This is a genomic window from Megasphaera sp. AM44-1BH (genome assembly GCF_003467125.1).
GTDB lineage: Bacteria > Bacillota > Negativicutes > Veillonellales > Megasphaeraceae > Megasphaera.
Map to the genome: position 1 here is coordinate 240 of NZ_QSFA01000016.1, position 26,065 is coordinate 26,304.

At 52.5% G+C, this 26,065-nt stretch carries 15 protein-coding genes; 9 read left to right on the plus strand and 6 right to left on the minus strand.

Annotated features, from left to right (window positions below; all coding sequences use genetic code 11):
* The first annotated feature begins 289 nt into the window (after positions 1-289).
* On the plus strand, positions 290-1,585 hold the full coding sequence (gene eno, locus DW949_RS10260; RefSeq protein WP_118023128.1) for a phosphopyruvate hydratase: 1,296 nt from the start codon (positions 290-292) through the stop codon (positions 1,583-1,585).
* Here the strand turns inward: eno and DW949_RS13960 are convergent.
* The 4 genes from DW949_RS13960 to DW949_RS10280 are packed head-to-tail and all read right to left on the minus strand — an operon-like array spanning position 1,576 to position 4,752.
* Positions 1,576-1,680, minus strand: coding sequence for a winged helix-turn-helix transcriptional regulator (locus DW949_RS13960; protein WP_118023163.1), 105 nt, complete (start codon positions 1,678-1,680; stop codon positions 1,576-1,578). The genes eno and DW949_RS13960 overlap by 10 nt on opposite strands.
* Before the next feature lie 12 nt (positions 1,681-1,692).
* Positions 1,693-2,700, minus strand: a complete 1,008-nt coding sequence (gene pdxA, locus DW949_RS10270; RefSeq protein ID WP_118023129.1) for a 4-hydroxythreonine-4-phosphate dehydrogenase PdxA — start codon at positions 2,698-2,700, stop codon at positions 1,693-1,695.
* A 24-nt stretch (positions 2,701-2,724) separates the two neighbouring features.
* The gene (locus tag DW949_RS10275) at positions 2,725-3,930 is read right to left on the minus strand and encodes a four-carbon acid sugar kinase family protein (protein WP_118023130.1); all 1,206 of its coding nucleotides are present in this window, start codon (positions 3,928-3,930) and stop codon (positions 2,725-2,727) included.
* Positions 3,931-3,945: 15 nt separating this feature from the next.
* Entirely contained in the window at positions 3,946-4,752 is an 807-nt protein-coding gene (locus DW949_RS10280; protein ID WP_255417822.1) for a DeoR/GlpR family DNA-binding transcription regulator, read from the minus strand.
* Between the two features lie 416 nt (positions 4,753-5,168).
* Here DW949_RS10280 and DW949_RS10285 point away from each other — a divergent pair, with 416 nt between their 5' ends.
* The 4 genes from DW949_RS10285 to DW949_RS10300 all read left to right on the plus strand — a co-directional run bounded on the left by DW949_RS10285 (position 5,169) and on the right by DW949_RS10300 (position 21,007).
* Positions 5,169-6,068, plus strand: coding sequence for an ESPR domain-containing protein (locus DW949_RS10285; RefSeq protein WP_118023131.1), 900 nt, complete (start codon positions 5,169-5,171; stop codon positions 6,066-6,068).
* Entirely contained in the window at positions 6,065-14,893 is an 8,829-nt protein-coding gene (locus DW949_RS10290; protein ID WP_118023132.1) for a YadA-like family protein, read from the plus strand. The genes DW949_RS10285 and DW949_RS10290 overlap by 4 nt, the downstream gene beginning before the upstream one ends.
* A gap of 270 nt (positions 14,894-15,163) precedes the next feature.
* Positions 15,164-19,327, plus strand: a complete 4,164-nt coding sequence (locus DW949_RS10295) for an autotransporter outer membrane beta-barrel domain-containing protein (protein ID WP_118023133.1) — start codon at positions 15,164-15,166, stop codon at positions 19,325-19,327.
* Positions 19,328-19,516: 189 nt separating this feature from the next.
* Entirely contained in the window at positions 19,517-21,007 is a 1,491-nt protein-coding gene (locus DW949_RS10300) for a WG repeat-containing protein (protein WP_118023134.1), read from the plus strand.
* Between the two features lie 51 nt (positions 21,008-21,058).
* Here DW949_RS10300 and DW949_RS10305 read toward each other — a convergent pair whose 3' ends face one another.
* On the minus strand, positions 21,059-22,528 hold the full coding sequence (locus DW949_RS10305) for a cell wall metabolism sensor histidine kinase WalK (protein ID WP_118023135.1): 1,470 nt from the start codon (positions 22,526-22,528) through the stop codon (positions 21,059-21,061).
* Positions 22,512-23,195, minus strand: a complete 684-nt coding sequence (locus DW949_RS10310) for a response regulator transcription factor (protein WP_118023136.1) — start codon at positions 23,193-23,195, stop codon at positions 22,512-22,514. The genes DW949_RS10305 and DW949_RS10310 overlap by 17 nt, the downstream gene beginning before the upstream one ends.
* Positions 23,196-23,712: 517 nt before the next feature.
* On the opposite strand from DW949_RS10310, the gene DW949_RS10315 reads away from it, so the two are divergent.
* The 4 genes from DW949_RS10315 (at position 23,713) to pyrR (ending at position 25,957) form a co-directional block, all read left to right on the plus strand.
* Positions 23,713-23,877, plus strand: coding sequence for a DUF362 domain-containing protein (locus tag DW949_RS10315; RefSeq protein WP_059075522.1), 165 nt, complete (start codon positions 23,713-23,715; stop codon positions 23,875-23,877).
* Between the two features lie 158 nt (positions 23,878-24,035).
* The gene (gene lspA / locus DW949_RS10320; protein ID WP_118023137.1) at positions 24,036-24,470 is read left to right on the plus strand and encodes a signal peptidase II; all 435 of its coding nucleotides are present in this window, start codon (positions 24,036-24,038) and stop codon (positions 24,468-24,470) included.
* 11 nt (positions 24,471-24,481) lie between these two features.
* On the plus strand, positions 24,482-25,396 hold the full coding sequence (locus DW949_RS10325) for an RluA family pseudouridine synthase (RefSeq protein WP_118023138.1): 915 nt from the start codon (positions 24,482-24,484) through the stop codon (positions 25,394-25,396).
* Positions 25,397-25,411: 15 nt separating this feature from the next.
* Positions 25,412-25,957, plus strand: coding sequence for a bifunctional pyr operon transcriptional regulator/uracil phosphoribosyltransferase PyrR (pyrR, locus tag DW949_RS10330; RefSeq protein WP_118023139.1), 546 nt, complete (start codon positions 25,412-25,414; stop codon positions 25,955-25,957).
* The last annotated feature ends 108 nt before the right edge of the window (positions 25,958-26,065 follow it).

Genomic DNA, 26,065 nt, shown 5'->3' on the forward strand with positions numbered 1-26,065 from the left:
CCTGGGAGGATAGGAAGCCGCTGATTAAGTGAAAAAGCACTAGCTTACGCTAGTGCTTTTTTTGTTGTTAGTGACAAGTGGCTAGTAGGGAATGAGGCGACCTGGGCCTGCGACCTTTCCTTCTGTGGCCCTTTTTGTCTGACGAGGAAAATATGTTAGAATATATCATATAGGAGGTGATTCACAAAGGCTGACGAGGTATGATGAGAAAAAATCTGGCTATTTTCTATAATAAACACAATGCAGTATTTGCTATGCAGGATATATTGACAGAGGAGGTTTTATTATTATGAAAGATATTCGTATTGAAAAAGTCGTGGGCCGGGAAATCCTTGATTCACGTGGCAATTCTACGGTGCAGGCCGATGTGTTGTTATCTGACGGGACCTTAGGCCGCAGTGCTGCCCCCAGCGGCGCCTCGACAGGACAGTTTGAAGCTCTGGAACTGCGTGATGGGGATGCCCGGCGCTTTGGGGGCAAAGGCGTTACCCAGGCTGTCGGTCATATCAATACAATTTTACAAGATGTCCTGAAAGGACAGAATCCTTTTGATACATACGGTGTTGACAGTCTGATGATCCATGCCGATGGTACGCCTGACAAGTCGCGGCTCGGTGCTAATGCCATTCTAGCCGTATCACTGGCCTGCGCCCGTGCGGCAGCTGCGTTTCTGGGGATTCCCCTATACCGCTTCCTCGGCGGCGTCAATGGCAATTATCTGCCCGTACCGATGATGAATATCCTGAACGGCGGTGCCCATGCGGCCAATACGGTTGATGTCCAGGAATTTATGATTATGCCGGCAGGTGCTCCTTCTTTCCGGGAAGGCCTGCGCTGGTGCTCCGAAGTTTATCACGCCCTGGCCGATCTCCTGAAAGCGAAAGGCCTGGCGACTTCCGTCGGTGACGAAGGCGGTTTTGCTCCCGATTTAGCCAGCGACGAAGAAGCCATCCAATATATTCTTCAGGCCATCGAAAAAGCCGGCTATGAACCGGGCAAGGATTTCGTCCTGGCCCTCGATGCCGCTGCCAGCGAATGGAAGGGACCGAAACAAGGCGTCTACGTCCTGCCCAAGAGCGGCCAGTCCTTCACGACGGACGAACTCATTGCCCACTGGCAGAAACTGTCCCAGACATACCCCATTTATTCCATTGAAGACGGACTGGATGAAGAAGACTGGGATGGCTGGACAGCCTTGACGAAAGCCTTAGGTCAGCGTGTACAGCTCGTAGGCGACGATTTATTCGTAACCAATACGAAGCGTTTGGCCAAAGGGATTGCCCAGAGCTGTGGCAACGCCATCCTCATCAAGCTCAACCAGATCGGTTCCGTATCGGAAACGCTGGAAGCTATCAAGATGGCACACCGCGCCGGCTATCGGGCCATCGTCTCCCATCGTTCCGGTGAAACAGAAGATACGTCCATTGCCGATTTGGCCGTCGCATTGAATACAGCCCAGATCAAGAGTGGCGCGCCGAACCGCAGCGAACGCGTAGCGAAATACAACCGCCTCTTACAAATTGAAGATGAATTGCACGGACAGGGCATCTATCCCGGCTTCCAGGCCTTCGGGATTCAGCGCTGAGCGTAGTGATCCTGTCTCCACGTACAAAATTCATGTAGAATAGGAATCAAAAATTCCCCAGGTTCCGTCAGTCCATATTCGACTTTTGGCGGAATCCGGGGTTATTTTTATTTATTATCAGAAGATGATAGGCATATTCCTTTGGCGAAGCGGATGCCAAGGTCAATGGCACTGAACATGCTGTCTTCTTTGGCAATGCCTTTGCCGGCGATGTCGAAGGCCGTACCGTGGTCTACGGAGGTGCGGATAATAGGCAGGCCCAGTGTGACGTTGACTCCTGTATCGAAAGCCATCATTTTCATGGGGATATGACCCTGGTCATGGTACATGGCCACGACGATATCGTATATTCCGTTATATGCTTTCAGAAAGACCGTATCGGGCGGTACCGGTCCGTCAACGTTCAGACCTTCTGCCCGGGCTTCTTCGACAGCCGGGATGATTTCTTCTATTTCTTCCCGGCCAAAGAGGCCATGTTCCCCACTGTGCGGATTGAGGCCGGCGACGGCAACATGGGGGCGGCCCAGTCCCAGACGCTTCATGGCGTCATGGGCGAGGTGAATGCATTCCAGGACCCGCGACTTTTTAGCCCGGTCGCAGGCTTCGCGAAGAGAGCAGTGGGTGGAAACGTGGACGACGGACATGTTCTGGCTCCAGAGCATCATCGTGTAGTGCTTTGTCCCTGTAAGCGTAGCGAAAATTTCCGTGTGCCCGTCGAAATTATGGCCCCCTTTATGAAGGGCTTCCTTATTAAGAGGCGCCGTCGTGACGACCTGGATCCGGCCTTCCATGGCATCGCTGATAGCGCGGGCAATATACTGATAGGCAGCATCGCCGGCGACCGGTGATACCTTGCCGATTTCGATATCCTTTCCGATTTCCAGATCGGTGACGGAAATAATGTTGATATGGCCGGGCCGGAACTCTGACGGTGATGAAATGACTGCCAGCGGCGTTTTGAGATGGAGCAGCTGATGGTAATATTGAAGTACGCCGTAACTTCCGTAAATCAGGACTGATTGCTGATATTCCGGTCTGGCATCAATAGCTTTCAACGATACTTCCGGACCGATTCCGGCAGGATCCCCCATGGTTATACCGACAAATTGATTCATATGATTTCCTCCTGTTTCCCCGCTCTAGGCCTGGCGGGGGATTTTTTTCAGACATTGAAGTGCATTCCATATATCCGGCGCTTTACCAAAGGCTCCGGCTTTTGTCACGACGGGCAGTTGCGGGCACAGCCCTTCCAGCAGGCGTCCCTGGACGAAACCGGGAAGAATTTCCCGCTCGATCTGGAATCCGCGGGCCTGAAGTTGTTCGACGACGGCGATAGCCGTGTCACCGCCGGTGAGAAACAGTCCGCACAGGGCGTAGTGAGTGACGATGGCCGTAGCGGTCTGGCTGAGTATGTGTTTTGTAAAACCAGCCAGTTCATCAGATGAAAGGCCCCGTTTTTTTCCGTAGTCCAGGAACGTTTCGTATTCCTTCCGCGTTGCAGCAGCCGTGATCAGGACGTCCTTTCCTCCTGATAGAGATGCTCTGACGGCGTCCAGATATGGCACGAGGGAAGCACCTTCATAGAGATGCTCCATGGGAAGCTGGTGGATGATGCCGCCATGGCTCCGGCAATAGGCCAGCTGTTCCATCGTGCGCGTACTGACACTGCCGACGACGGCCAGAGCCGGGGAGGGGGCATAGCAGATCTGGAGAAGGGCATTGGCAAGGCCGGCCGAACCAATCCAGAGAATCTTCTGTTTCTGTGCCATTCCCTGACGGGCAATGGCGTACAGATCATCATCCGTTGCGGCATCGAAGATGTATCCACCACATTCCCAGCCGGATTCCGGTATCTCTGTATGGATCGGCGAATCCAGACAGGGGGCGAACAGGTCGGAAAGCTGGTCTGTTTTCAAGGGATTGCGGGGGTCACGGGCAATCTCCGTTTCCATCAGAGGAACGCCGTAAACATAGAGACGGCCGTTCTGTACAGTCCGCCCCTGTGCAGGCAGTGATGGGGCAAAGATGATGATGTCGGGATGGCAGGCGGCAATGACTGCTTTGATTTCTGCCGTAATATTGCCGCGCAGCGTAGAATCTACTTTTTTGTACAAGAAGCGGCAGCCACCGGTCTGTTCTACGGCAGAGGCCATGGCATAGACCCGGTTGTAGGCATCGGTTTCACTGATAACGCGGCTTTCACTGTCGATGACCATACTTTCTGATCCCGGCCGGATGTCTTCGGCGCGGAGTATGACGGATACGGGAAGCCCCCGTTTGGCGACCTGGACTCCTGTGTCATTAGCCCCGGTAAAATCATCGGCCAGAATGACAAATTCGTGCATATTTCATTTCCTCCTTCAGACGTGATGAAAGGTAAGACCGTGTTTTTCAAACAAAGCCAGTTCCTGGCTGGTGGGAAGATAATCACTGATAACGGCATCTATGTCGAGAATACTGGCAATCGTATATATTTTATGTTTCCTGAACTTTGAACGGTCTGCCAGCAGGATGACTTCGTCAGATCCATTCATGCAGGTTTTTTTGACTGCGATTTTTTCGGCGTTGGCAGTCATGATGTGCCAGTCGGGAGTGATGGACTGCGTACCCAGAAAACAAATGTCAAAATGGAACTGTCCGGCCATTTGAGTTGCCAGAGGCCCGCAGACGGCACCGGAAGAGGCATCTATTTTCCCGCCCAGCAGGATGACAGTCATGCCCTGGGCGGTTGCCAGTGTCTGGGCGATGACCAGATCATTTGTCACGACAGTGAGCGTATTCCATTTCTTCCGGGCCATGAGGAACGCCAGTTCATAATTGGTCGTTCCGGCATCCAGGTACAGACACATGGCATCGTCTATTTCTGCCAGCGCGGCAGCAGCTATCTTCTGTTTTTCTTTCCGGTGTACCTGCTGGCGGTTGTGATAGGCGGCTTCCTGTACAGACGATTCGGACAGTACGGCCCCGCCATGACTTTTTTTGACCAGTCCTTGTTGTTCCAATACATGCAAATCACGGCGTATGGTCATGGGTGCAACTTGTAGTTTCTCAGCCAGTGCCTGCACGGTTACGATCTGCTGGGCATACAATTCATCCATGATGCACTGACGGCGTTGAACCGGTACTATTTTTACACACCTCCTTGTTGTATTAACAAAAATGAACAATAAATATGGTAATTAGTGTTCTTTTATGTTTGTATATTATAACAAAGACAGGATGTATCGTCAATAGCGAGCGGAGTAACACAAATTGAATAAGTTATTATGTTATATAAATGAATAAAAATTCATCTAAACACAGGAACACAAAAAGTGGGCCGATTTGAAAATAAAAAAGAGAATATGAGAATGAGGAAGCTTTTTTATGTGTCATTTGCATAATAAAATGACCAATTAGTCTGGAACATTATGAAATTATAAGTGAATATGGCGGATTTTTTTCATTGTTGAAAGAAGCAATATTGATTTTTGGTTACAATGGTGTAGAATATAACTACATGTATCATACAGATGCATACTGTATATATATATCATATTAATAAATAAATACGAATGTTTGTAATGTCATAAGGAGATTTGTCATGAATCGCATATATAAGGTAATCTGGAACAGAGCCCGCCACTGCTATGTGGTTGTTTCTGAACTGGCCACCCGGTCGGGAAAAGAAAAATCGCGGCATCTGACGGTGGTTGCCCGCCTGGCGGCAGCTGTTATCTGTGCAGGTGCGCTGTCTTTGGGAATGGGGACTTTTCAACTGGCGGAGGCAGCAGAACCTGCTGCAGCCAGTACGACCCAGAATCAGTATGTGGCGTTTCTTGTAGTACAGAACAGCAATGATAATGGACGGGATACGAATACGTTTAATGGAGCCACCTATCACAAAGTGACCCTTTCCGATGGGAAGACCCGCTACTGGGTCCGGGACGGCTATACCTTGACCGAACAGGACGCTCAAAAATACACTTCTCTATCCCAATCGGATAAAAGATATGATGTGGCGTATACGGGAAGTGGTCAGCAGCCGTCGGATATCCTCTCCAGTGCCACTTCAGCTGTTTCCTCTACGGGAGTCTCCACCAATGCAGGAGAAACACTGAATCAGGTCACGGCCAGCGCCTTTGAAGGCCTGAGCCAGGGTGGCGGTACCCAGGTACCCGGGAACTGGGATTACATCATCTACGACCCTTCATGGGAAGGCCATACCCAGGCCAATACCTCCACCCGCACGTATTACAAGGACGGCTATGCAGATATGTACAATCGTTCTGCCAGTGCCACTGGTTCCCCTCTGGGATTTGTGACCACCACCGATGCCAATTCCAAGCTGGTGTGGAATGGAACGTTGAACCAGTATACTTATAATGGAAAGGCCGTGGATACGTCTTACCTGTATGTAATCGGTGGAAAGCTGGGCGTGTTCACCAATTATGATAAGTCTGAAGTCTACGAAGGTACGGTGCCAACAACGAAATCCTCATGACGGCCATGAAGGACGGGACCTACTACAGCTATTGGGCGGCTCCAGTTACCGATCCTAATGCCACGATGGAAACCTACCGGGTATCGGACTACAACAAGGATCTGGCTACCCTGAAAGACAACGATGTAGCCCTGTATCACAATGATATCAAATCCGTAGATATGACCAAAGGAGGCACGACTACTGCGCCTACGGCCACCATTACCACCATGCGTAACGGAAACGGCACGGCCCAGGCAGTGGACGGGTCCATTACCGTCGCCGGCGGGGGCGGTACTAACGGGCAGGATACTACGGTAACTTTGTCCAACACCACCAATGGAGCCAATGTGTCCCAGACTTTTACCACCGGTTCTAAAGTAGTGGCCAATACGGCTTCCACCGGGTCCAGTGAACTGCAGAGCCTCTCCATCAACGGTAAGGATTATACAACGGCACTGAAATTTGGCGGGGACAACCATAGCACTACTACCATCACCAAAAATCTCAGTGAAGAACTGGACATCCTGGGCGGGGCGGACAGCACCAAACTGACGGATAACAACATCGGGGTCAACGCTTCCGATAGTACCCTGAAGGTCCAGCTGGCCAAAGATGTGAATCTCACTGATGCCGGGTCCCTGACTGTGGGGAATACGAAAATCGATACCAATGGCCTGACCATTGCCCATACGGACAGTACAGGGGCCAGCAATAATGTGATCCTTACGGGAAGCCAGATTTCTATGGGAGGCAATCAGATTACCAACGTGGCTTCTGGAGGAGATGTTGGCACCAATGGAGCTAACATCAACGACATCATCCGCGTGTCCCAGGAAAAAATCCATATTGAAGGGGACAATAAAAATATTACGGCCACTTCCACTACGAATCAAGATACCAATATACGGACCACCACGGTGAAGCTGAATGATACGGTGACCCTGGGCAGCGATGCGGCCAAACAGGTGATTCTGGACGGAACCAAGGGCACGGTTTCTCTTGGCGATACAGGGGATGCCAACAGCACGACTGCCATTAAACTGGATGGTACGGCTGGAACGGCAAAAATCGGCAAAATTGCTATTGGCCAGCAGTCTTTTGATTATACCTACAAAACTCCCACTTATGACGCAACGGGCAAAATGAGCCTGGCCGATGCTTCTGCAACGACCAGCGGCACCTTTGTCACGGGCCTTTCCAACACCACCTGGACACCGGGAAACTATGTGAGCGGCCGGGCGGCTACGGAAGATGAACTGGAACAGGCGGGACGCCATTTCCTGAGCATCGGAACGACGGTGGCGGAAAATACTCTGGCCAACTACTACAATGACGGGGCCACTGGGACTAACTCCATGGCCTTCGGGGTGGGGACAAAATCCAGCGGCAATTTTGCTGTTTCCATGGGCATCAATTCCACCGCCAGCGGCCTGGGAGCCTTGGCTGTAGGGTATAATTCTGCGGCTTCCGGTACGGAATCCGTGGCTGTGGGCACCCAGAACAATGCCAGCGGAAATTACTCAGTGGCCCTGGGGGTGGGGGCCAATGCGGGGACCGCCAATACAGATTCTTCTTCCACCGCCAACGGGGCAGCGGTAGCTGTGGGCTTTACGGCTTTAGCCACCAGGACCGGGAGTTCCGCCTACGGCTACAACGCCCAGGCTACGGCCGATGAAGGTACGGCTCTTGGCGTGGCTTCCATTGCCAGCGTGGAAGGGGGCGTGGCCCTGGGCGCTCATTCTGTGGCCAATACGGCAGAAGGAGTCAAGGGTTACCTGGCGGAAACCACCGATACGTCCCCTGCCTGGGTTTCCATCGGCGGCGCCGTGTCCCTGGGAGGGAAAACCACCGATGAAGAGGGCAAAGCCATTACGGTTTCCCGGCAGATTACCAACCTGGCTGCCGGCACCAACGATACGGATGCCGTGAACGTGGCTCAGCTGAAAGCAGTGGAAAGCAAGGGGCTGAACTTCCAGGGGAACAATACGGATACTACTGTCCATATGAATCAGGGAGGCACTCTTCAGGTCCAGGGCACGGGCACCAAGGCGGCCACGGAATATTCCGGGGAAAACATTCTGGTCACCGGGGTCAATGAAACGGCTGATGACGGGAAGACCGTCACGACCAAACTGAACATCGGACTGGACAAGAACATCCGCGTGGACAGCGTCACAGCCGGTCAGGCTACGACAGATTCCGTACAGGGATATGCAGGCTTTGTAAAGATTGTGGGCCCCAGCGCTGACAGTACCAAATATGAAGCTACCTCTCTGGGGGTGGGCTACGGGACGGCAGACGTCAACGGCACCAATATCAACCGGCTCCAGTATATTGATGGGGACGGCAACACCCGACATGACGTAGCCACACTGGATGACGGGCTGAAACTGGCTGGGGATGCGGGCACCGGAACGGTAAAACTGGACAGCACCCTGAGTGTTACCGGCGGGGAAACATCTTCTGCCAATCTGGCTTCGGGGAACAACATCGGCGTCACCGCCAGTGACGGGGCCCTGAAGCTCCAGCTGGCCAAAGACCTGACGGGACTCAATTCCGTCACCGCCGGGACCGTGGTCATGGGCAGTCAGGTTGACGGTGCTGATGCAACCAAAACTGGAAATTATGTCACCGGCCTGGACAACAAGACCTGGACCGTAGGAACCACCAAAGCTGTCAGCGGCCGGGCCGCTACGGAAGACCAGCTGAAGAGCGTGTCTGATGTGGTGGATACCAACCGGACCAATATTGCCACTAATACTGCTGATATCGCCAAAGGCCTAAATTTCACCACGAATACCACCGATGCTTCCAGCACCACGGGCTACAAAGTGGTGAACAAGGCTCTGGGGGATACGGTATCCATCAAGGCCTATGATGTTCAGAGTGGTCACACCTACAAGACGGACAACCTGACTACTTCCATCGATGACAGCGGGAACATCACCATTGCCATGGATACCCAGCTGACGGCGGATAAAGTGACCGTGGGGACGGGGAGCAATGCCCTGACTCTGGATGGGGGCAACGGCACCCTGACCACCGGCTCTTCTACCCTGAATGGCACCGGGCTCACAATCACTGATGGCCCCAGCCTCACCACCAGCGGCATCAGCGGTGGCAGCAAACAAATCACTAAAGTGGCCAGTGGAGCCAGCGGTGTGGATACAGCCGGGAAAGCCGTCTATGGTACGACGGACAATGCCGCCAATATCGGCGATGTGAAGACCATCGCTTCCCAGATGGTGACGGTCAGCAAGGACAGCACCAAGAACAATACGAAAGTCACCAGGACCACCAAGGATGATGGTACCGTAGATTACGAAGTGGCCCTGAATGATAAAGTGGCGTTGGGTTCAGATTCGGATAAAACAATTATTCTTGATGGAACAACAGGAATTTTCAGTATTGGAACTACTTTTAACTGGAATGGCACTACAGGCTGGGGGTCCCTGGGCGGAATTACCCTGGGAAATTACGGAAATACGGGAAACACCTGGACTCTTACAGATAACAAGGGGAATGCGGTGACCGGAACGGGTACCTATCTCACGGGCCTCACCAACACTTCCTGGACTACAACAGACCCCACCTATGTAAGCGGCCGGGCGGCCACGGAAGATGAACTGGCGGCGGTTTCCACCACAGTGAACTCGGGATGGAAAGCCCAAATTGGCGGGACCGATGTCAAGACTATTACTCCGTCTGACAACACCTTAAATTTTGTGGCAGGAGATAATATTTCCCTTTCCAGTGATAGTGATATCAAGATTTCTACAACACAGGATGTGAATTTCAATACTGCACGTATTGGCGGCACCAAAGGAACCGACGGCGCTTATACTGGCGGCATCTACATGGGAAGCCAGGCCGGCGGCGGAGCCAACAGCGGCACGGGATTCTACATTACAGGGCTCCAGAACACCAACTGGGACGCAAATTCTATCGTCAGCGGCCGGGCGGCTACGGAAGATCAGCTCCAGAAAGCCATCAATGACGTGAATGAAGGGACGGTTGCCAATGACAACTATGTAACGGACGGATCAGCCACCGATGATGCGGATAATCCCGGTTCCATGAAAGTGACACTGACAGAACGGAACAAAAATACGGTGAATGTTTCCGGTCTCCACGACTATTATGTAAACGGGGGCAGTGTTTCTACGGCAACCACTACGGCAGATGATGGGACTACATCTACTACAGCCACCCTGACCTTGAACAAAAACAACGGTACCAGCGTGGATGTAGATCTGACCGGCCTGTCCAACATGGATTACCATCTGGTGGAAAACTCTGCGTCCGGTTCCAATGGAGCTTATTCCGTGGATGCCAACGGGGATGTGAAGCTCACCGTGGCCAGTCCTACGGATACGGTGGGGAAGGAAATTACCATCTCCGGCCTGGCCAGCAAGACAGCTTTGGAACAGGGGCTGACCTTTACTGCCAGCGCCATGGCGGATGGGGCTACGTCCCTGACTCACACGGCCCAGCTGGGAGATACCATCGGCATTTACGGTGGCAATAAACAGGACGGGCATACCTACAATACCAACAACATCACTACCACCATTAGTGATAAAGGGGATATCCGGGTGCTGCTGGACGACAACCTGACGGCCACCAGCCTTACTGCCGGTTCCAAGACTACCGAAGATGCTGCCGGAGTAGATGGCAGCGTCATGGCTACCGGCCAGGGTGGAGCCTATCTGAAACTGAACGGGGCCGATGGTTCCCTGCGCATGGGCGATGCCAGTGGGAACTTTGCTGCCATGGTCCAGAACTACGGAGGGCCCAAATTCCTGAACAGTACGGCGGCCGGTTCTCCCCGGATCCAGTACTGGGCGGCCAGTGCCGGCCAGTCGGAAAGCGACGCTTCCCAGACTCTTCATACGTTGGCTACGTTGGAAGACGGATTGACTTATGCTGGAGATAATTATCAGAGTACAGACAGTAATACGGTTATTGCCAAGACGTTGAATTCGACAACGCCTCTTTCCATTACTGGTGGTGCAGATAGCACGAATCTCACTGATAGCAACATCGGGGTCAATGTAAAGGATGGAGCTCTGAAAATTCAGCTGGCCAAACAGCTTACGGGGCTCACCTCCATCGCCTTAGGAAACAACATGGTCCTGGGGAACCAGACCAGCGGCTCGGATACCGGGGACTATCTTACCGGGTTGGACAACACCACCTGGAGTGGTACGGTAGTCAGTGGCCGGGCGGCGACAGAAGACCAGCTGAAACTGGTCAGCGACAGCCTCAGCGATGGGACGAAATCCACCGGGGGCTTTGGCCTCACGGCGGACATGGCGGACAGCACTACCGGCAGTAAAGATGTGAAGCAGAGTTTGGGGCAGACCATCAAGATTACGGCAGAAGATGATGACAACCTGACCACCACAGCCGATGCCACCAATACGGCCATCAAATTGGCCCTCAGCAAGAACCTGCAGCTGACTTCGGCTACTTATACAGATACAGCAGGGAACACCACGTCTGTGACTGGCACGGGAATCACTATTGCCAAGGCTGGTTCCACCGATGCAGGGAAGGTGTCCCTGACCACTGCCGGCCTGGACAACGGGGACAACCAGATTGTGGATGTAGCCAGCGGCCTGGGCACGACGAAACTGGCCGATGCCACCGGGGATACCCTGAACCATGCTGCTACCATCGGTGACCTTCAGGCGGCAGCCAAAGGAGTGACGGATACTTCCGATGCCAAGGGGCTGAACTTTGTGGGGAACAGCAACCCTGTGGACAGCACCACTGGCGGCACAATAGCCCTCCATGCCAATCTGGGGGGAACTATCTCCATCCTGGGGACGGGAACCGATGAGGATGACAACTATTCCGGCCGGAATGTGAAGGTCATCAACAAGAACAATGCCCTCTATGTGGAACTGGACAAAGATTTGGAAGCCCGGTCCATGCAGGTGGGCTATGGGGAAAATGGCAACAACATACAGGGCCAGTTGCTTCTGTACGGGCCAAACAGCGACAACTCCTATTCCAACCTGATTGTGGAAAGTCAGTACATGGACGGCAAGCCCTACTTGACCAATACCACGTCCACCGGGGATAAACGGCTGGTATACAAAGATGGGGAAAATGATGCGCCCCATACGGTAGCCACCATGAGCGATGGGCTGAAGTTCAGTGGTGACAATGGCAATACGGCGGCGGTGACATTGGGCAGTACGCTTGCAGTCACGGGAGGTGCCACCCAGGATAAGCTGGCTAAAGATGCCAACGGGAACCTGATTACCGGAAACATCGGCGTGGTAGCTGCGGAAAACAGCGATGGCACCAGCGGCAGCCTGGCCCTCCAGCTGGCCAGGGACATCAATCTGGGCAGCCAGGGCAGTCTGACGGCGGATAGTACCAAAGTAGGCTATCAGACGGCTGTCACAAAGGTGAACCAGTCTGCGGAAACCGGGAATTATGTCACCGGCCTTACCAACCTGACCTGGAATGGCACGGACTATGTATCCGGCCGGGCGGCTACGGAAGACCAGCTGAATGTGCTGAGTACCCAGCTGAAGGACAGTCTGGCCAACAGCACCTACAGCATCACCGCCGGAGACAAAGGCAATACAGGTACGGATACGGTGACGGCCAAACTGGGGACCGGCACTATCCGCATCTTCGGTGATGCGCCGGTGGTGACCAGCGGCGGTGACGGGGACGGCTGGGACCGGAGCAAGGCCAACATCCTCACCAAGGTAAAATATGACAGTGCCAACAACAGCTATGTATCCGTGGAACTCCAGGATCATCTGGAAGTGGGGGCCCATCAGGTCACCGATGCCGATGGCAATGTGACCACCCAGGGCGTGGACGGCACTATGCAGTTCAAAGGATCTGGCGCTTCTGAAGTGAACATCAGTGGGGATAATGGCATCACCCTGAATCAGGTGGTCAACGGAACGGCAGGCACGTCCAGTGTCCGTATCACTGGTCCCAATGCAGCTTCTCAGGTGGATGGTACGCTGTCCATTATGAATGGAACGGCAACTGCTGCCGGCCTTTATGGCACTGCCGGGAAAGGTCATCTGCTGCTGAATGATGTGGACCCTGTCAATGCGGAACGAAATGCCGATGGCAAGGGTGCTGCAGCCGATGTGGTAGCTCAGTACGGAGATAAAAGCCTGACCGACAGCAAAAATGATTACTGGTCTGCAGGCGGTACGGCACGGGAACCGGGCATGACCCGCCTTACTTACACCGACCAGAGCAGCAAGACCCACCAGGTAGCCACTATGGATGATGGCCTGCTCCTTACGGGAGACAATGGCACTGTGACCCGCCTCCTGAACAGTACATTGAAGCTGTCGGGAGGTGTAACGGACAAAGACAAACTTTCTGACGGGGCCAATCTCGGCGTAGTGGCCAATGCATCCGGTGACGGTTTCGACATCAAACTGGCCAAAGACCTCACCGGAATAGACACGATTACTATGACTGGCGGGCTGACGATCAGCGGCAGTACCGCCGGGGCCAACTACATCACGGGTCTGTCCAATACCACCTGGAACGGAACGGCAGTATCTGGCCGGGCGGCTACGGAAGACCAGCTCCAGGCGGCAGTGGCCGGTGTCACCGATGCATCCAAAGGCGGCGGCTTTGGCCTTACCGCTGATGATGGGAAGGCGGCAAAAGCAGACTTAGGTGGTACGGTAGGTATCCATGGGGACAGTAATATTACTACGTCTGTTTCCTCTGATGGCAAGTCTGTCAATGTCGGCCTGAACAAGGATGTGGACTTAGGAAATGACGGCTCCATCAAGGCCGGCGGCGTAACTATAGACAGTTCCGGCATCGATGCAGGGAGCAAGAACATCACCAACGTGAAGAGCGGCATCATCAACCACGATGCCAGCGACAACACCAACGCCGCCAACATCGGCGATGTGAAGAGTATTGCCAGTGATGCGGCCAATGCAGCCGTATCCGGCGGCCGTGTCTTCCAGGGTGACGATGGGGCTGACAATACAGTTACTGTAGGCATGGGAACGTCCCTGAAGCTCACTGGTGGTCAGACCGATACGGCGAAACTCACGGACGGCAATATCGGTGTCGTGAAGAACGCTGATGGCGACGGCCTGAATATTAAATTGTCCAAGGCGCTTTCCGGCCTTACCAGCGTTACGACTGGCAACAGTACCCTGAATAATGATGGCCTCACCATCAATAACAGTACCAGTATGGCAGGAACCACCGTAACCAGCAGCGGCATCAAGATTGCCGCCAATGGAGACAATACTCACGCTGTGGAAATCAGTAACAGCAACGTTTCTATGGGCGGACAGCAGATTCATGACGTAGCTCCGGGAACGGGTGCGACCGATGCGGTGAATGTGAGCCAGCTCGGCGGCGTAGTCAATGGCGTCACCAATGCCATCAATACGCTGGGCAACCGCATGAACCGTGTCGGTGCCGGGGCATCGTCACTGGCGGCCCTGCATCCGCTGGAATTCGATCCCGATGAAAAATGGGATTTTGCAGCCGGATTTGGTCATTATAAAAATGCCAATGCAGCGGCACTGGGCGCCTTTTACCGCCCCAATGAAGATACGATGGTCAGCATCGGAGGCAGCTTCGGCGGCGGGGAAAACATGCTCAATGCCGGCGTAGCCTGGAGAATCGGCAAGGGCACGACGATAACGACATCGCGGGTAGCGATGGCAAAAGAAATTCAGAAACTGAAAGCCGTCGTCGAACAGCAGAATGAAAAACTGCAGGAAAATGATACCCTTCGTGCCCAGGTAGAAAAACAAGATAAAGAAATCGCTGAATTAAAGGCCATGGTTCAGCAATTAGCGGCAAAACAATAGAATAGCCAGTCTGAACAGGGCTGTTGTACCTATATGGGTGCGACAGCCTTGTTTTGTATACATGATATTTTGTTATAAAAAACGATAATAAGACGTAAAGAATATATAATATTATTGGAGCGGACTGATTTATTGCATGCCACGGCAGGTGTGATATAATAATGACATGACAATAAAATTTGATTATTAATAATCGATAATACGTGCATAAAATTTGATAATAACAAAGCTGTCCTTGCCCGGCAAGAACGGCCTGAAAGGAGATATAAAATGAAAACGAATAGTTATAATAAGAGCAAAAAAAGAAATCATACCTGTCAAAAACAGGCCATATTGGCTTTGCTCGTGTGTCTGAGTCTGTCAGGAAGTGTATCTCTGGCGGCAGATACTTCTGTACAGGATACGGGCAGGACTTATGATTATGTGAATAAATGGAGTGGAGATGCCACAGAAGGGGATCCCATTACGGTAAATCATCTTCAGGGCTGGAATCAGGATAAGGTGACAGTCGGGACGGATACTACGAATCAGGTGACCATTGAAGACTACGGAGGTGGCAATGGCGGAGATGCCACGGTCTTCGGAAAAAACATTGCCTTTGCGGGCGGGTTTACTACTGGAGGTACCATCACGGCCGGAAATGCCGCTACGGACAGTATTTCGGCGGTAACCATCAATGCCGTGCAATTGTGGGGACAGAGTGCAGGCGGAACGGTGAATATGGATGGCAGGACTATCTCTGTTACCGGCAGTCAGGGAGTCAATGCCACAGGAGGCAGTACCATTGACCTGAGAACCCAATATATGACCGGGGACCTTCATATCCAATCCCTCGGCGTGTCCGGCTCCAGTACGGTGAATATCGGTAACGCCAATGCCGGGGACATCACTATTGATGAATTCGGGGTAGGTGGGACCCAGACTGCTTCCACGGGAGAACCTATTCTGAACACCATCACTGTTTTCGGAAATAATCTGTCTATCGGGAATACAAAGGCTTCTGAATCCAATGCCCAGGTGACCTTCAACGCCCGGGGCGATGTGACTGCCCAAAACGGGCTGGTCATGACCGGGTCCTACCTTCCCAGCTCCGCTCCCTATGCCTCCGTCACGGTGAACGCCGGGGGAAATGTGAAATTGGGGAAATATGGCCAGACCACCAATCCCTGGAACCGGAATGCGGATTTGGCCGCTGTGGGCGGCCATGCCAGAATCAACATAACGGCAGGAGGAGATGTGGATGCGTTCGGCGATTTCTCCGTGACTGGCGATGGCAGTATCAGTGTGAAGGCCGCCAATATCTCTTCGGACGGTCTGCTCCATGCCACCGGGAAAGATGCCAGCCTGACCCTCATCGCAGAAGATTCCAGTGGAAATAAGGGCGATATCAAAGCACAGGAACTTCAGGTAGATAACAGTGGGACCGCATCTCTTACGGGGAAGACCATCACCCTGGCCCCGGATGCGGATGGCAGTTACTTCCACCGGTCTCTCCACGTGACGGACTGTGACGTGAACATGGATGCCGATGAAATCAATCTGGCTTCGGGAATCCAGTTCAACGGGACAGCAAAGTTGGATCTGAAGGCTGCCCGTAAGCTGACCATCGGGAATGCCCTGAATGAAAATTCCTACGATACCAGCGCCATCCGCCTTACTTACGGCGGGTACGGAACACACGGCACTGGGCAACTCTATGCGGGCGGCAATGAGACCGATGTGACGGTGAACGGCTCTGTGGCCGTGGTGGGGACCTCTAATCAGGATGAACTTGCCTGGTTCAACGGGAAGAATCTGATTTTCAATGCAACTAAGATGCCTTCGCTCAGTGATAATCCCTACAGCGATTTGTATAATGCCGTAGCACTGGATTTTACGGATTCCCAGTTCTGGTCCGGCAATGACGACACGACGGAAACGACTACCGTAAACGGCCATATCCTCACCAACGGATCTAATGCCTTCGTACTCCACGGCAGCAAGGCCGTTACGATAAACGGCCTGAAAGGAGATTTCGAAAATAATAAGAATGCCTTTTCCCTCACCGACCGGGGCAGCTCTTCCATCCAGATAGGCGATGAAGATACGGCCCAGACCACGGTGAACGGGGAAATCGTCACGGGCGTGGATACGGTCCTGTATGTAGGTGGGAAGAATGTCCTCCTCGATAACGCCGGCCATACGGCTCTCTATGCCAATGCCAACAGTAAATCTGTGGAAATCGGCCGGACGACTCCCGAAGGAAACACGTCTGATTCCGTTGCTATCAAAGGGCGGCTGCTGGTCAACGGCGTTTCCCGCATGGACGTAGTGGGGAAGAACATCACACTCAGCGACGGAGCGGCTCCTGACAGCGGGACCCTGGGTACCACGGTAAAGACCAAGGAGGACGGCACTTCCACGGACCCGGACAGCAACACTCACGATGCATTGGTAATCCAGAGTGCGGCGGATAATGCCCTGGTCATCGGGGAAGCCGATTCCAACGTGAACATCGACGGCCGGCTGGTTGGGCTAAACGGAGGGTACTCCGTGGATGGCGATATCATCCATATCTATGAAGGAACCAATAAAAATCAGAACCTGGTCCTCACCACCGGTGGTGCTGTGAACCTGGGCCATGACGGGACCAGTCTGCTTCAGATTGACGGCGGCATCTGGGCATTAGGGGACAGTACCCATGCCGTGAATTTTCAGGGCCGGAACATCCTCATCGACCCGGCCAGCGGCATGCGGGCCGTACAGGCCAATGCCATGCCTGTGACCATCGGCGACAATGCTACGGAACATGCCGTGGTGAATGGAGAAATCTGGTCCGTTTCCAATAAGGCTCCCATTACTCTCGACGCCAACAGTTACGCCCTTTCCGCCAACGGCAGCACCTATGCGGCCCGCTCTTCCGGAGGCGGTTCCATCACCATCGGCCATGATGGCAGCACCGGGAGTATCGACGGAAATCTGACAGCCGACGTTGGCAGTTCTCTGGAAGCGTACCTTCAGGGAAACGGGTCCCGGCTGGATGGAACCATAGAGGATGAAAATCTCGATTATGGCATCAGTTCTGATGCAGGGGTTACCCTTCATCTCAACGACGGTGCCGTCTGGCATCTGGATGGCGATTCCAAAGTTACCAGCCTTCAGGCTGATAAGGGGATTATCCATCTGAATCAGGATACGACTGATCAGAGCCTGTATACAGGGAACTTCGCCGGGGACGGAGCCACTGTCTATATGGGCCATGAAGGCAATACGACACAGAATGACCGTCTCTATGTCAAAGGCACTCACACGGGTACGACACAGCTGCAGCTCCATGCCGTGAACGGAACCTGGACCGATGGCGCTATCGGGTCTGTTCTGGCCAGTGTGGGCGATGAACAGGGACGCTTTTATGTGCCCGATACGGAGGACCGGCTGTTCTTCCACCGCACTCTTCTGGATACGCATGAAACGAGCCGGGGAGACGATGTGACGGACGGATACAACACCGACTGGTACATCAAGGGCTTCCGGAAGATGCCCACTGATGACCACGGCAATTATACCCATACGGTGCAGGGCATCATGGGAGCCGACGGGATTAATTACCATATCTGGCGCACGGAACAGGACACGCTCTTCCGCCGCATGGGTGATCTGCGTAAAGGGGAACCGGGGCAGGAAGGTATCTGGGCCCGGGTAAAAGGGACATCCATCCGCCGCAACGGACAGTTCCCCTTTGAAGACCGGTATAAGACTTATGAAGTAGGTTATGACCAGCTGGCAGGCCACAGCGATACACAGGACCACTATCAGGGAATCGGCTTTGGCTATACGGAAGGCAAGGCGTCTTATTTTGGCGGCCGCAGCGATACGAACAGTTACGCTCTGGGATGGTATGATACGCGGATCCGCAAAGACGGAACCTATCTCGATCTGGCCCTGCGTCTGCACCGGCTGACCAACAAACTGATTGCCCATGATGGCATCAGCGGTCACGGCGATAATACGGGCCTTTCCCTTGGGGCAGAATACGGATACAAAAAGCAGCTGGGCCATGGCTGGTTCGTCGAACCCCAGATACAGGGTACTCTCGGCTGGCTGAGCGGGGCATCGTGGACCATGGAAAATGGTGTAACCGTCGATGAACAGGATATACGCAGCGCTGTCGGCCGGGCCGGACTCCGGGCCGGATACGAAGGCAGCAGAGCCCAGGTTTTCCTCAAGGCAGACTGGTACCATGAATTCGGCGGTTCCGGACAGGTACATCTCAGCGATGACGAAGGGGATTTGTTCCTGGACCGGGATTACGGCGATACGTGGTTTGAATACGGTCTGGGTGCATCGGCACAGATCGGACCGGCAACCCAGTTCTACGCCGACGTAGAACGGAGCAGTGGCGGCCAGTTCCGTAAAGACTGGTCCTGGGATGCCGGCATCCGCTGGAATTTCTGATAAGATAGCTTGATAGATATTGAATGTGTTTCAGGCATACGGGTAGACAATATCCGTATGCCTGTTTTGGTATAGGTAAACACTATGTCCGGTCTTTATTAAAAGAAAATTTGTTGATATACTGATTGTTGTAATTATGACAGGCATTTTCACTATATATGTATTAGTTTTGAACAGAGAGGAGAGTTTATGATTATACAACTGAATAAAACACTCATAGCGGCTGCCATCATGGCCAGTATCAGCAGCGGACTGCTGTCTCCCGCCCAAGCGGCGGAACGCCCTGTGGAAAGTTATACCCGGGTGCACAGGGAGTCGTCATCATCGACAGTGACAGTGGAAGAGACCCATGAAAAAAGCAGTCGCACGACCACTCATTCCGATGTAAGCATACATACGCCGTCGGCTTCGGGAACAGGGGCTGTCCTTTTCCCCTATATAGCGAAAAACAAACTGCCTGCTCCTGTGCAGTCTTTACGGGAAACCATACGCAATGAATACAGCCTCAATTATGAACAGGGCGTCCTGGCCCGCTATAAAGAAAAGGGAAAATGGGGCCTGTTAGGAACGGATGGTACGGTTTTACTGCCTGCGTCGTATAAGAAGTTATCTTATGCCGGGCAGGGCGTCTTTTTATTGGTAAAAGGGAACAAGACAGCTTATATCGATAAGACGGGAGCTGCTGTGACCTTGCCGGTACCAGAAAGCGAAAGCGGTGAGCCCGTATTTTTTCAGGAAAAAGGCCGGTATGGTATCCGTGACGCCAATGGCATCGTGGTATCGGAGCCGGTATATAAGGAAATTCTGACACCTTTCAGCGAAGGCATCGCCTTTGTACGGGATGGAAATGGCCGCAGGATTGCCATTGACCGCTCCGGGAAGGAACTGTTTGCCGTGCCCTATGACCGGATATTCCCGTATCATGACGGACTGGCAGAATACCAGCGTAAAATCAATCATTTTAACTGGGGACTCCTGGCAGGAGCGCTCGTCGGCTCAGCCGTAAACAGTGGCTATTATGGCGGTGAAATAGAGCCGCTGACCTATGATGGTGTGAAACGGGGATATATAGACCGGACAGGCCGGGTAGTCATCGACAGCCGTTTAGATGAAGTCTATCCCATGACGGCCTGGGGGACTTTCATCAAAGATAAAGGCCTCCTGGCCTTTGTCGGCAGAGATGGCCGGTATATCATTGAACCGGGACGGTATGACGTAGGGCCGGGTATGATGGATGACTGGAATGGCATGGTCTCATTAAAGGATAAAGAAACGGGCAGGCTCGGCGTTTTCAGTCTGTCCGATGGGAAACAGATTCTTCCTTTCCAATACGATGCCGTCGATTTTTTAGGGGCTGACCGCATATTTCTGAAGCGTGGGGAGCGATGCTTTCTGTTAAATCAGGAAACAGGGCAGGCCGTCCACGAATGGCAGGAACCAGTGAAATTCGTGCCCTATCTGGCGGAATCGTACGCCTGGTGCCGGAAAGGCAAGATGACTTATGAAATCGTTGATACGGAAGGTCAGGTGATATATACGGCTCCGGAAGGCGTAGTACATGAAGTCTCGTCATTCCGTCATGGCGTCAGTGCCGTCCGGTCCGGTGATGTCTGGGGTATCATGAACAGCAGAGGAGAATGGCTGATCCGGCCCCGGTATAAAGAAATAGAAATTTTATAACGCCATATACGACTAGCAGGGGCTGCCTTTATGAGGCAGCCCCTGCGATTGTCAGGATGAAATTTTTTTATCTGGTTCTTCTTTTGTTTCATGATTGCGGGGGAAGATGGCCGTGACCGTCGTTCCCTTATGGAGCTCACTGGTCAGTTCCAGTCTGGCGTTATTGCCTTTAGCGATATATTTGGCGATGGAAAGGCCCAGACCGGACCCACCCGTTTCCTTGGTACGTGACGAATCGACCCGGTAAAACCGTTCAAAGACCCGTTCCAGGTCTTCTTTGGGAATCCCGATGCCCGTATCGCGGACTTTGAAACAAACCTGCGTTTCGTCGGCTTCACAGGACAGATAGATGTAGCCGCCGGCCGGCGTATATTTGATGGCATTGTCGATAAAGATACGCAGCATCTGTTTGACGCTGCCCGGTTCGGCGTAGATGGAGGCTTTGTCGTTGCGGCCGAGGAGGATTTCCCGGTCTTCGGCGATGAGCAGGACGCCGTTATATACTTCTTCCAGTAATTCTGATGCGTCGGTGACCATGAAATGCGCTTCCAGCGTACCTGTCGTCGAACGGGCAAAAAACAGGAGCCGTTCGATGAGCTGGCGCATATATTCCGTTTCAGACTGGATGGCGTGGATGCTTTCATCGAGGACTTTCGGGTCTTCTTTTCCCCAACGGTCGAGGAGATTGATATAGCCGCTGATGACCGTAAGGGGGGTGCGCAGTTCATGAGACGCATTGCTGATGAATTGCTGCTGCTGTTTGTATCCGTATTCGATGCGGTCCAGCGCCTGGTTGATGGACTGGGCCAGATTGTGAATTTCGATGCCGTTTTCCGCTTCTTTCGGAATGACGATACGCTGGCTCAGTTTATGGACTTCGATGCTTTTCAGTGTTTCATTGATCAGCTTCAGCGGAGCCAGTGACTTGCGCATGAGGTACATGCCGGAAAAGATGGTGAGGACCAGACTCAGGAGGACCGAGGCCACGAGCTGCTTGGATAATAAGGATATAAAGGCATTTTCTTTATCCGGTACGCGGGAAAATCGCAGATAATATAGCTTGTTATCGGTACTGTACCACTTTTTATAATAAGCGTAGGAGCTCGTCTCATTTCCCTGGATGGACTCGGGAAGGGGAATTTCGCCATTGCTCCGCACCGTGTCATCGATGTAACGGTCACTCAGATTTTTGATGGTATGTGCCGGCCCGTTGTCCAGAATCAGCCGGCCGGCAGCATCGTATACCTGGAGATTGACGAACGGCTGGAGGTTGGACCGGGTGAAAACCGAAGAATCGATTTGTCCGCTCTTATCGAGATATTCCATAGCCGACTGGGCACTGGAGTATAAATCCCGTTCAATGGAACGCCCCATGATAAAATGCACACTCGTGACGGTGATGACCGAAACGATGAGCAGGATGATAAAGACGATAAACGAATAGAGGAGCACCATTTTGGCAAAGAGAGGCAGGGTGAACAGCGGCAGCCGGTGTATTTTTTCTTTAATCTTTTGCAACATAACCTACCCCGCGCACTGTATGAATATATTTTTTGCTGTCCGTCTGCCCGATTTTACCGCGGATATAACGGATATAGACATCGACGACGTTGGTATCGCCGGCATAATCATAGCCCCAGACTTCTTCCAGTATCTTTTCCCTCGTCAGGACAATGTTCTTGTTTCGGAGAAGATACGTGAGCAGTTCAAATTCTTTTTTCGTAAGCAGCAGCTTGCGGCCGGCTACTTCCACTTCATGGCGGTCCAGATAGAGGGTCATATCCTGGAGATGGAGGAAATTTTCCGATGCCTTGTCCGTATTGCGGTCGCGGAGCAGGACGCGGATACGGGCCAGCAGTTCTTTGCTGTTGAATGGTTTGGTGAGATAATCGTTGCCGCCCATGTCGAGCCCGGCGACTTTTGTTTCCACGTCGTCTTTGGCCGAAAGGAACATGATGGGGACATTGGAAATTTCCCGCGTACGCTGGCACAGGGTCAGGCCGTCTACGTCGGGCAGCATGATATCCAGCAGGATGAGGTCGAAGTGGTCCTGGCCGATGCGTTCCATGGCTTTGGTACCATTATATTCGATATCACATTCATACCCTTCATGCTCCAGCTCCATCTGGATGAAGCGGGCAATTTGTTTTTCATCTTCTACAATCAATATATGAGATCTTCCGCTCATTCTATCAGCCCCTTTCAGGCGAACATCTCTGCTTTCTATATTATACATTACATATGCTATTTTTTGTACCATAATTTGACCTTAACTCATATACATGATGTTTACAATTGGAAAGAAAATGGAGAAATGTAAAATTTAATCTAATTTTAATCTTATTTTCATTTACTTTTAAAAAAAACTTGGTATTATATATGTGTAGAAAGAATCTACGACTTGTTGAAGATATAAGTTGTTCATATACCCCTCGAACACCCCTATCTTATATCTTTGACCATAAAGTATCGTCTTCCCCCGATGATGCTTTACCAGAAGAGAACCGGCTCCCCTCGCCGGTTCTTTTTCTACATATGGGCAAAACGTGCAGAAAAAATTTTAAAATGCCCATCAGGTGGAATCTGCCCGAAATGGCGGGAAACTGCACTGTTACGGTGTTGATTGACATTTTAAATCATTCGTGTAATAATGAACGAGATGAAGGGATTTACTCCCTGCTCATAATTTTCTGGAGGTGAAAACCATGCACGTAATTTCTGATGAATGCGTAAAATGCGGTTCCTGCGCAGGCGCTTGCCCGACCGGTGCTATCGAAGAAGGCGAAACGAAGTACGTTGTTACTGACGCTTGCATCGACTGCGGTTCTTGCGAATCCGTATGTCCGACCGGTGCTATCTCCGCTGAATAAGCTGGTAGCCCGTTCAAAAGACCGCCGCGCCCAGGTGCGGCGGTCTTTTTCTGTACGGGATGGCGGAAGTCCCTTCTTGCTAGTGGGACATTTCTATGATAGGATAATGTCGGTCAGATTTCATATATTGCCTGCAGTTTTGCGGCAGGAGGGTGTTTGTGTACGTTTTTATGATTGCGCTGCTGGTAACCCTGTTGGATCAGGGCAGCAAAATATGGATCCGCCAGTGCATGGAACTTCACGAATCGATTCCGGTTCTGCCGGGATTTTTTCATATTACTTATATATTGAATAAAGGAGCGGCTTTTGGCATTTTGGAAAATCAGCGCTGGGTTTTTCTGGCCATTGCCCTGCTGTTATTCGTTTTGTACGGCCTGTTCCGGAAAAAATTGCCGAAAAACGGCTGGGTATACACGGGAGTCGGCCTGCTGCTGGGCGGGGCCCTGGGCAATGCCCTGGACCGGTTTCTGCGCGGCGCTGTTACCGATTTCTTTGATTTCCGTATCTGGCCTGTTTTTAATGTGGCCGATATCGGTATCGTTGCCGGGGTGGCTTTATTGTTATGGTATTGCTGGACCCATCATTCGGATTGACGGAGGTATTCATGGAAACACGGTTGTTGGAAGCATCGGCTGCTGATGCGGGTAAGCGGTTTGATGCCTATTTGTCGAAAGAACTTTCTCTTTCCCGCAGCTTTTCCCGCCAGCTCATTGAAGACGGTGACGGGACTGTCAACGGCCGGCAGGTCAAACCGAATTACCGCCTGAATCCCGGTGATGCCATAGCCGTACAGCTCGTCGTCCAGGAAGAACTGAAAGCGGAGCCGCAGGATATTCCCCTCGATATTATTTACGAGGATGCCCATATCATCGTCGTCAATAAAGCACGTGGCATGGTCGTCCATCCGGCGGCCGGCAATCCCGACGGGACGCTGGTCAATGCTCTTCTGTTTCATTGCAAAGGAGAATTATCCGGCATAAACGGCGTCATACGGCCGGGCATCGTACACCGGCTGGATAAGGACACGTCCGGTGTCATGGTGGCGGCCAAGACGGACGAAGCACACCGGGGCCTGGCGGAACAGATCAAGGCCCATACGGCTCACCGGACGTACTGGGCACTCGTGCATGGCAATATCGTGGAAGAACGGGGAACCATCGACGCGCCTATCGGACGGCATCCGAAAGACCGCATTAAAATGGCCGTAGTCGTTAAAGGCGGCCGGGAAGCGGTGACCCATTTCCGGGTATTGAAGCGCTTCGGGGACTATACGTGGGTAGAATGCCGGCTGGAAACGGGCCGGACCCATCAGATCCGCGTACATATGGCGTATATCCACCATCCCGTGGTCAATGACCCGCTGTATGGATTCAAAAAAGATCATTTTCCCATTGAAGGACAGGCACTGCATTCTCATTGTCTGGATCTGGTGCATCCGGTCACCGGACAGGCAATGCATTTCGAAGCGCCGGCACCGGCTGATTTTATGGCCTGTCTTCAGCAGGCGGAACGTCATTGAAGTGAGGGAACATCTATGTGGAAGATAAAGACGGTTTTAATGGACGAAAAGGCTATGGGCCGGGCAATCCGCCGCATAGCTCATGAAATCATTGAACGCAATAAAGGTCTGGACAATATGCTCCTCGTCGGCATCCATACGCGGGGCGTACCACTGGCCAAGAGGCTGGCTGCGGAACTGGCCGCTATTGAAGGGGTGCCGGTCCCTGTCTACGATCTTGATATTTCTGCGTACCGGGATGATCACCGCAAGGACAGCATCAATACGGTCAGCAGTGGTCAGAACCGGTTTGATGCGGATGGCAGGACTATTATCCTCGTCGATGATGTCTTGTTTACAGGGCGGACCGTTCGTTCAGCACTCAACGCCATCATGGAACTGGGACGGCCCCGCTTTATCGAACTGGCGGTCCTGGTAGACCGGGGACACAGGGAACTTCCTATCCGGGCCGATTATGTCGGAAAAAATGTTCCTACGTCGCGCCATGAAGATATTTCGGTGCAGCTTTCGGAAGTGGATGGATGCAATCAGGTGGTATTACGGGAAGAAGTGCGCAGCTGAGTCTGCGCCTTTTTTGATGACATGTCCTTGACCTGAAGTGAACTTCATGGCGTATGATATGTCATAACGGAGGGGCGATGCCTCTGCCGTCAGAAGGAGGCAATGACC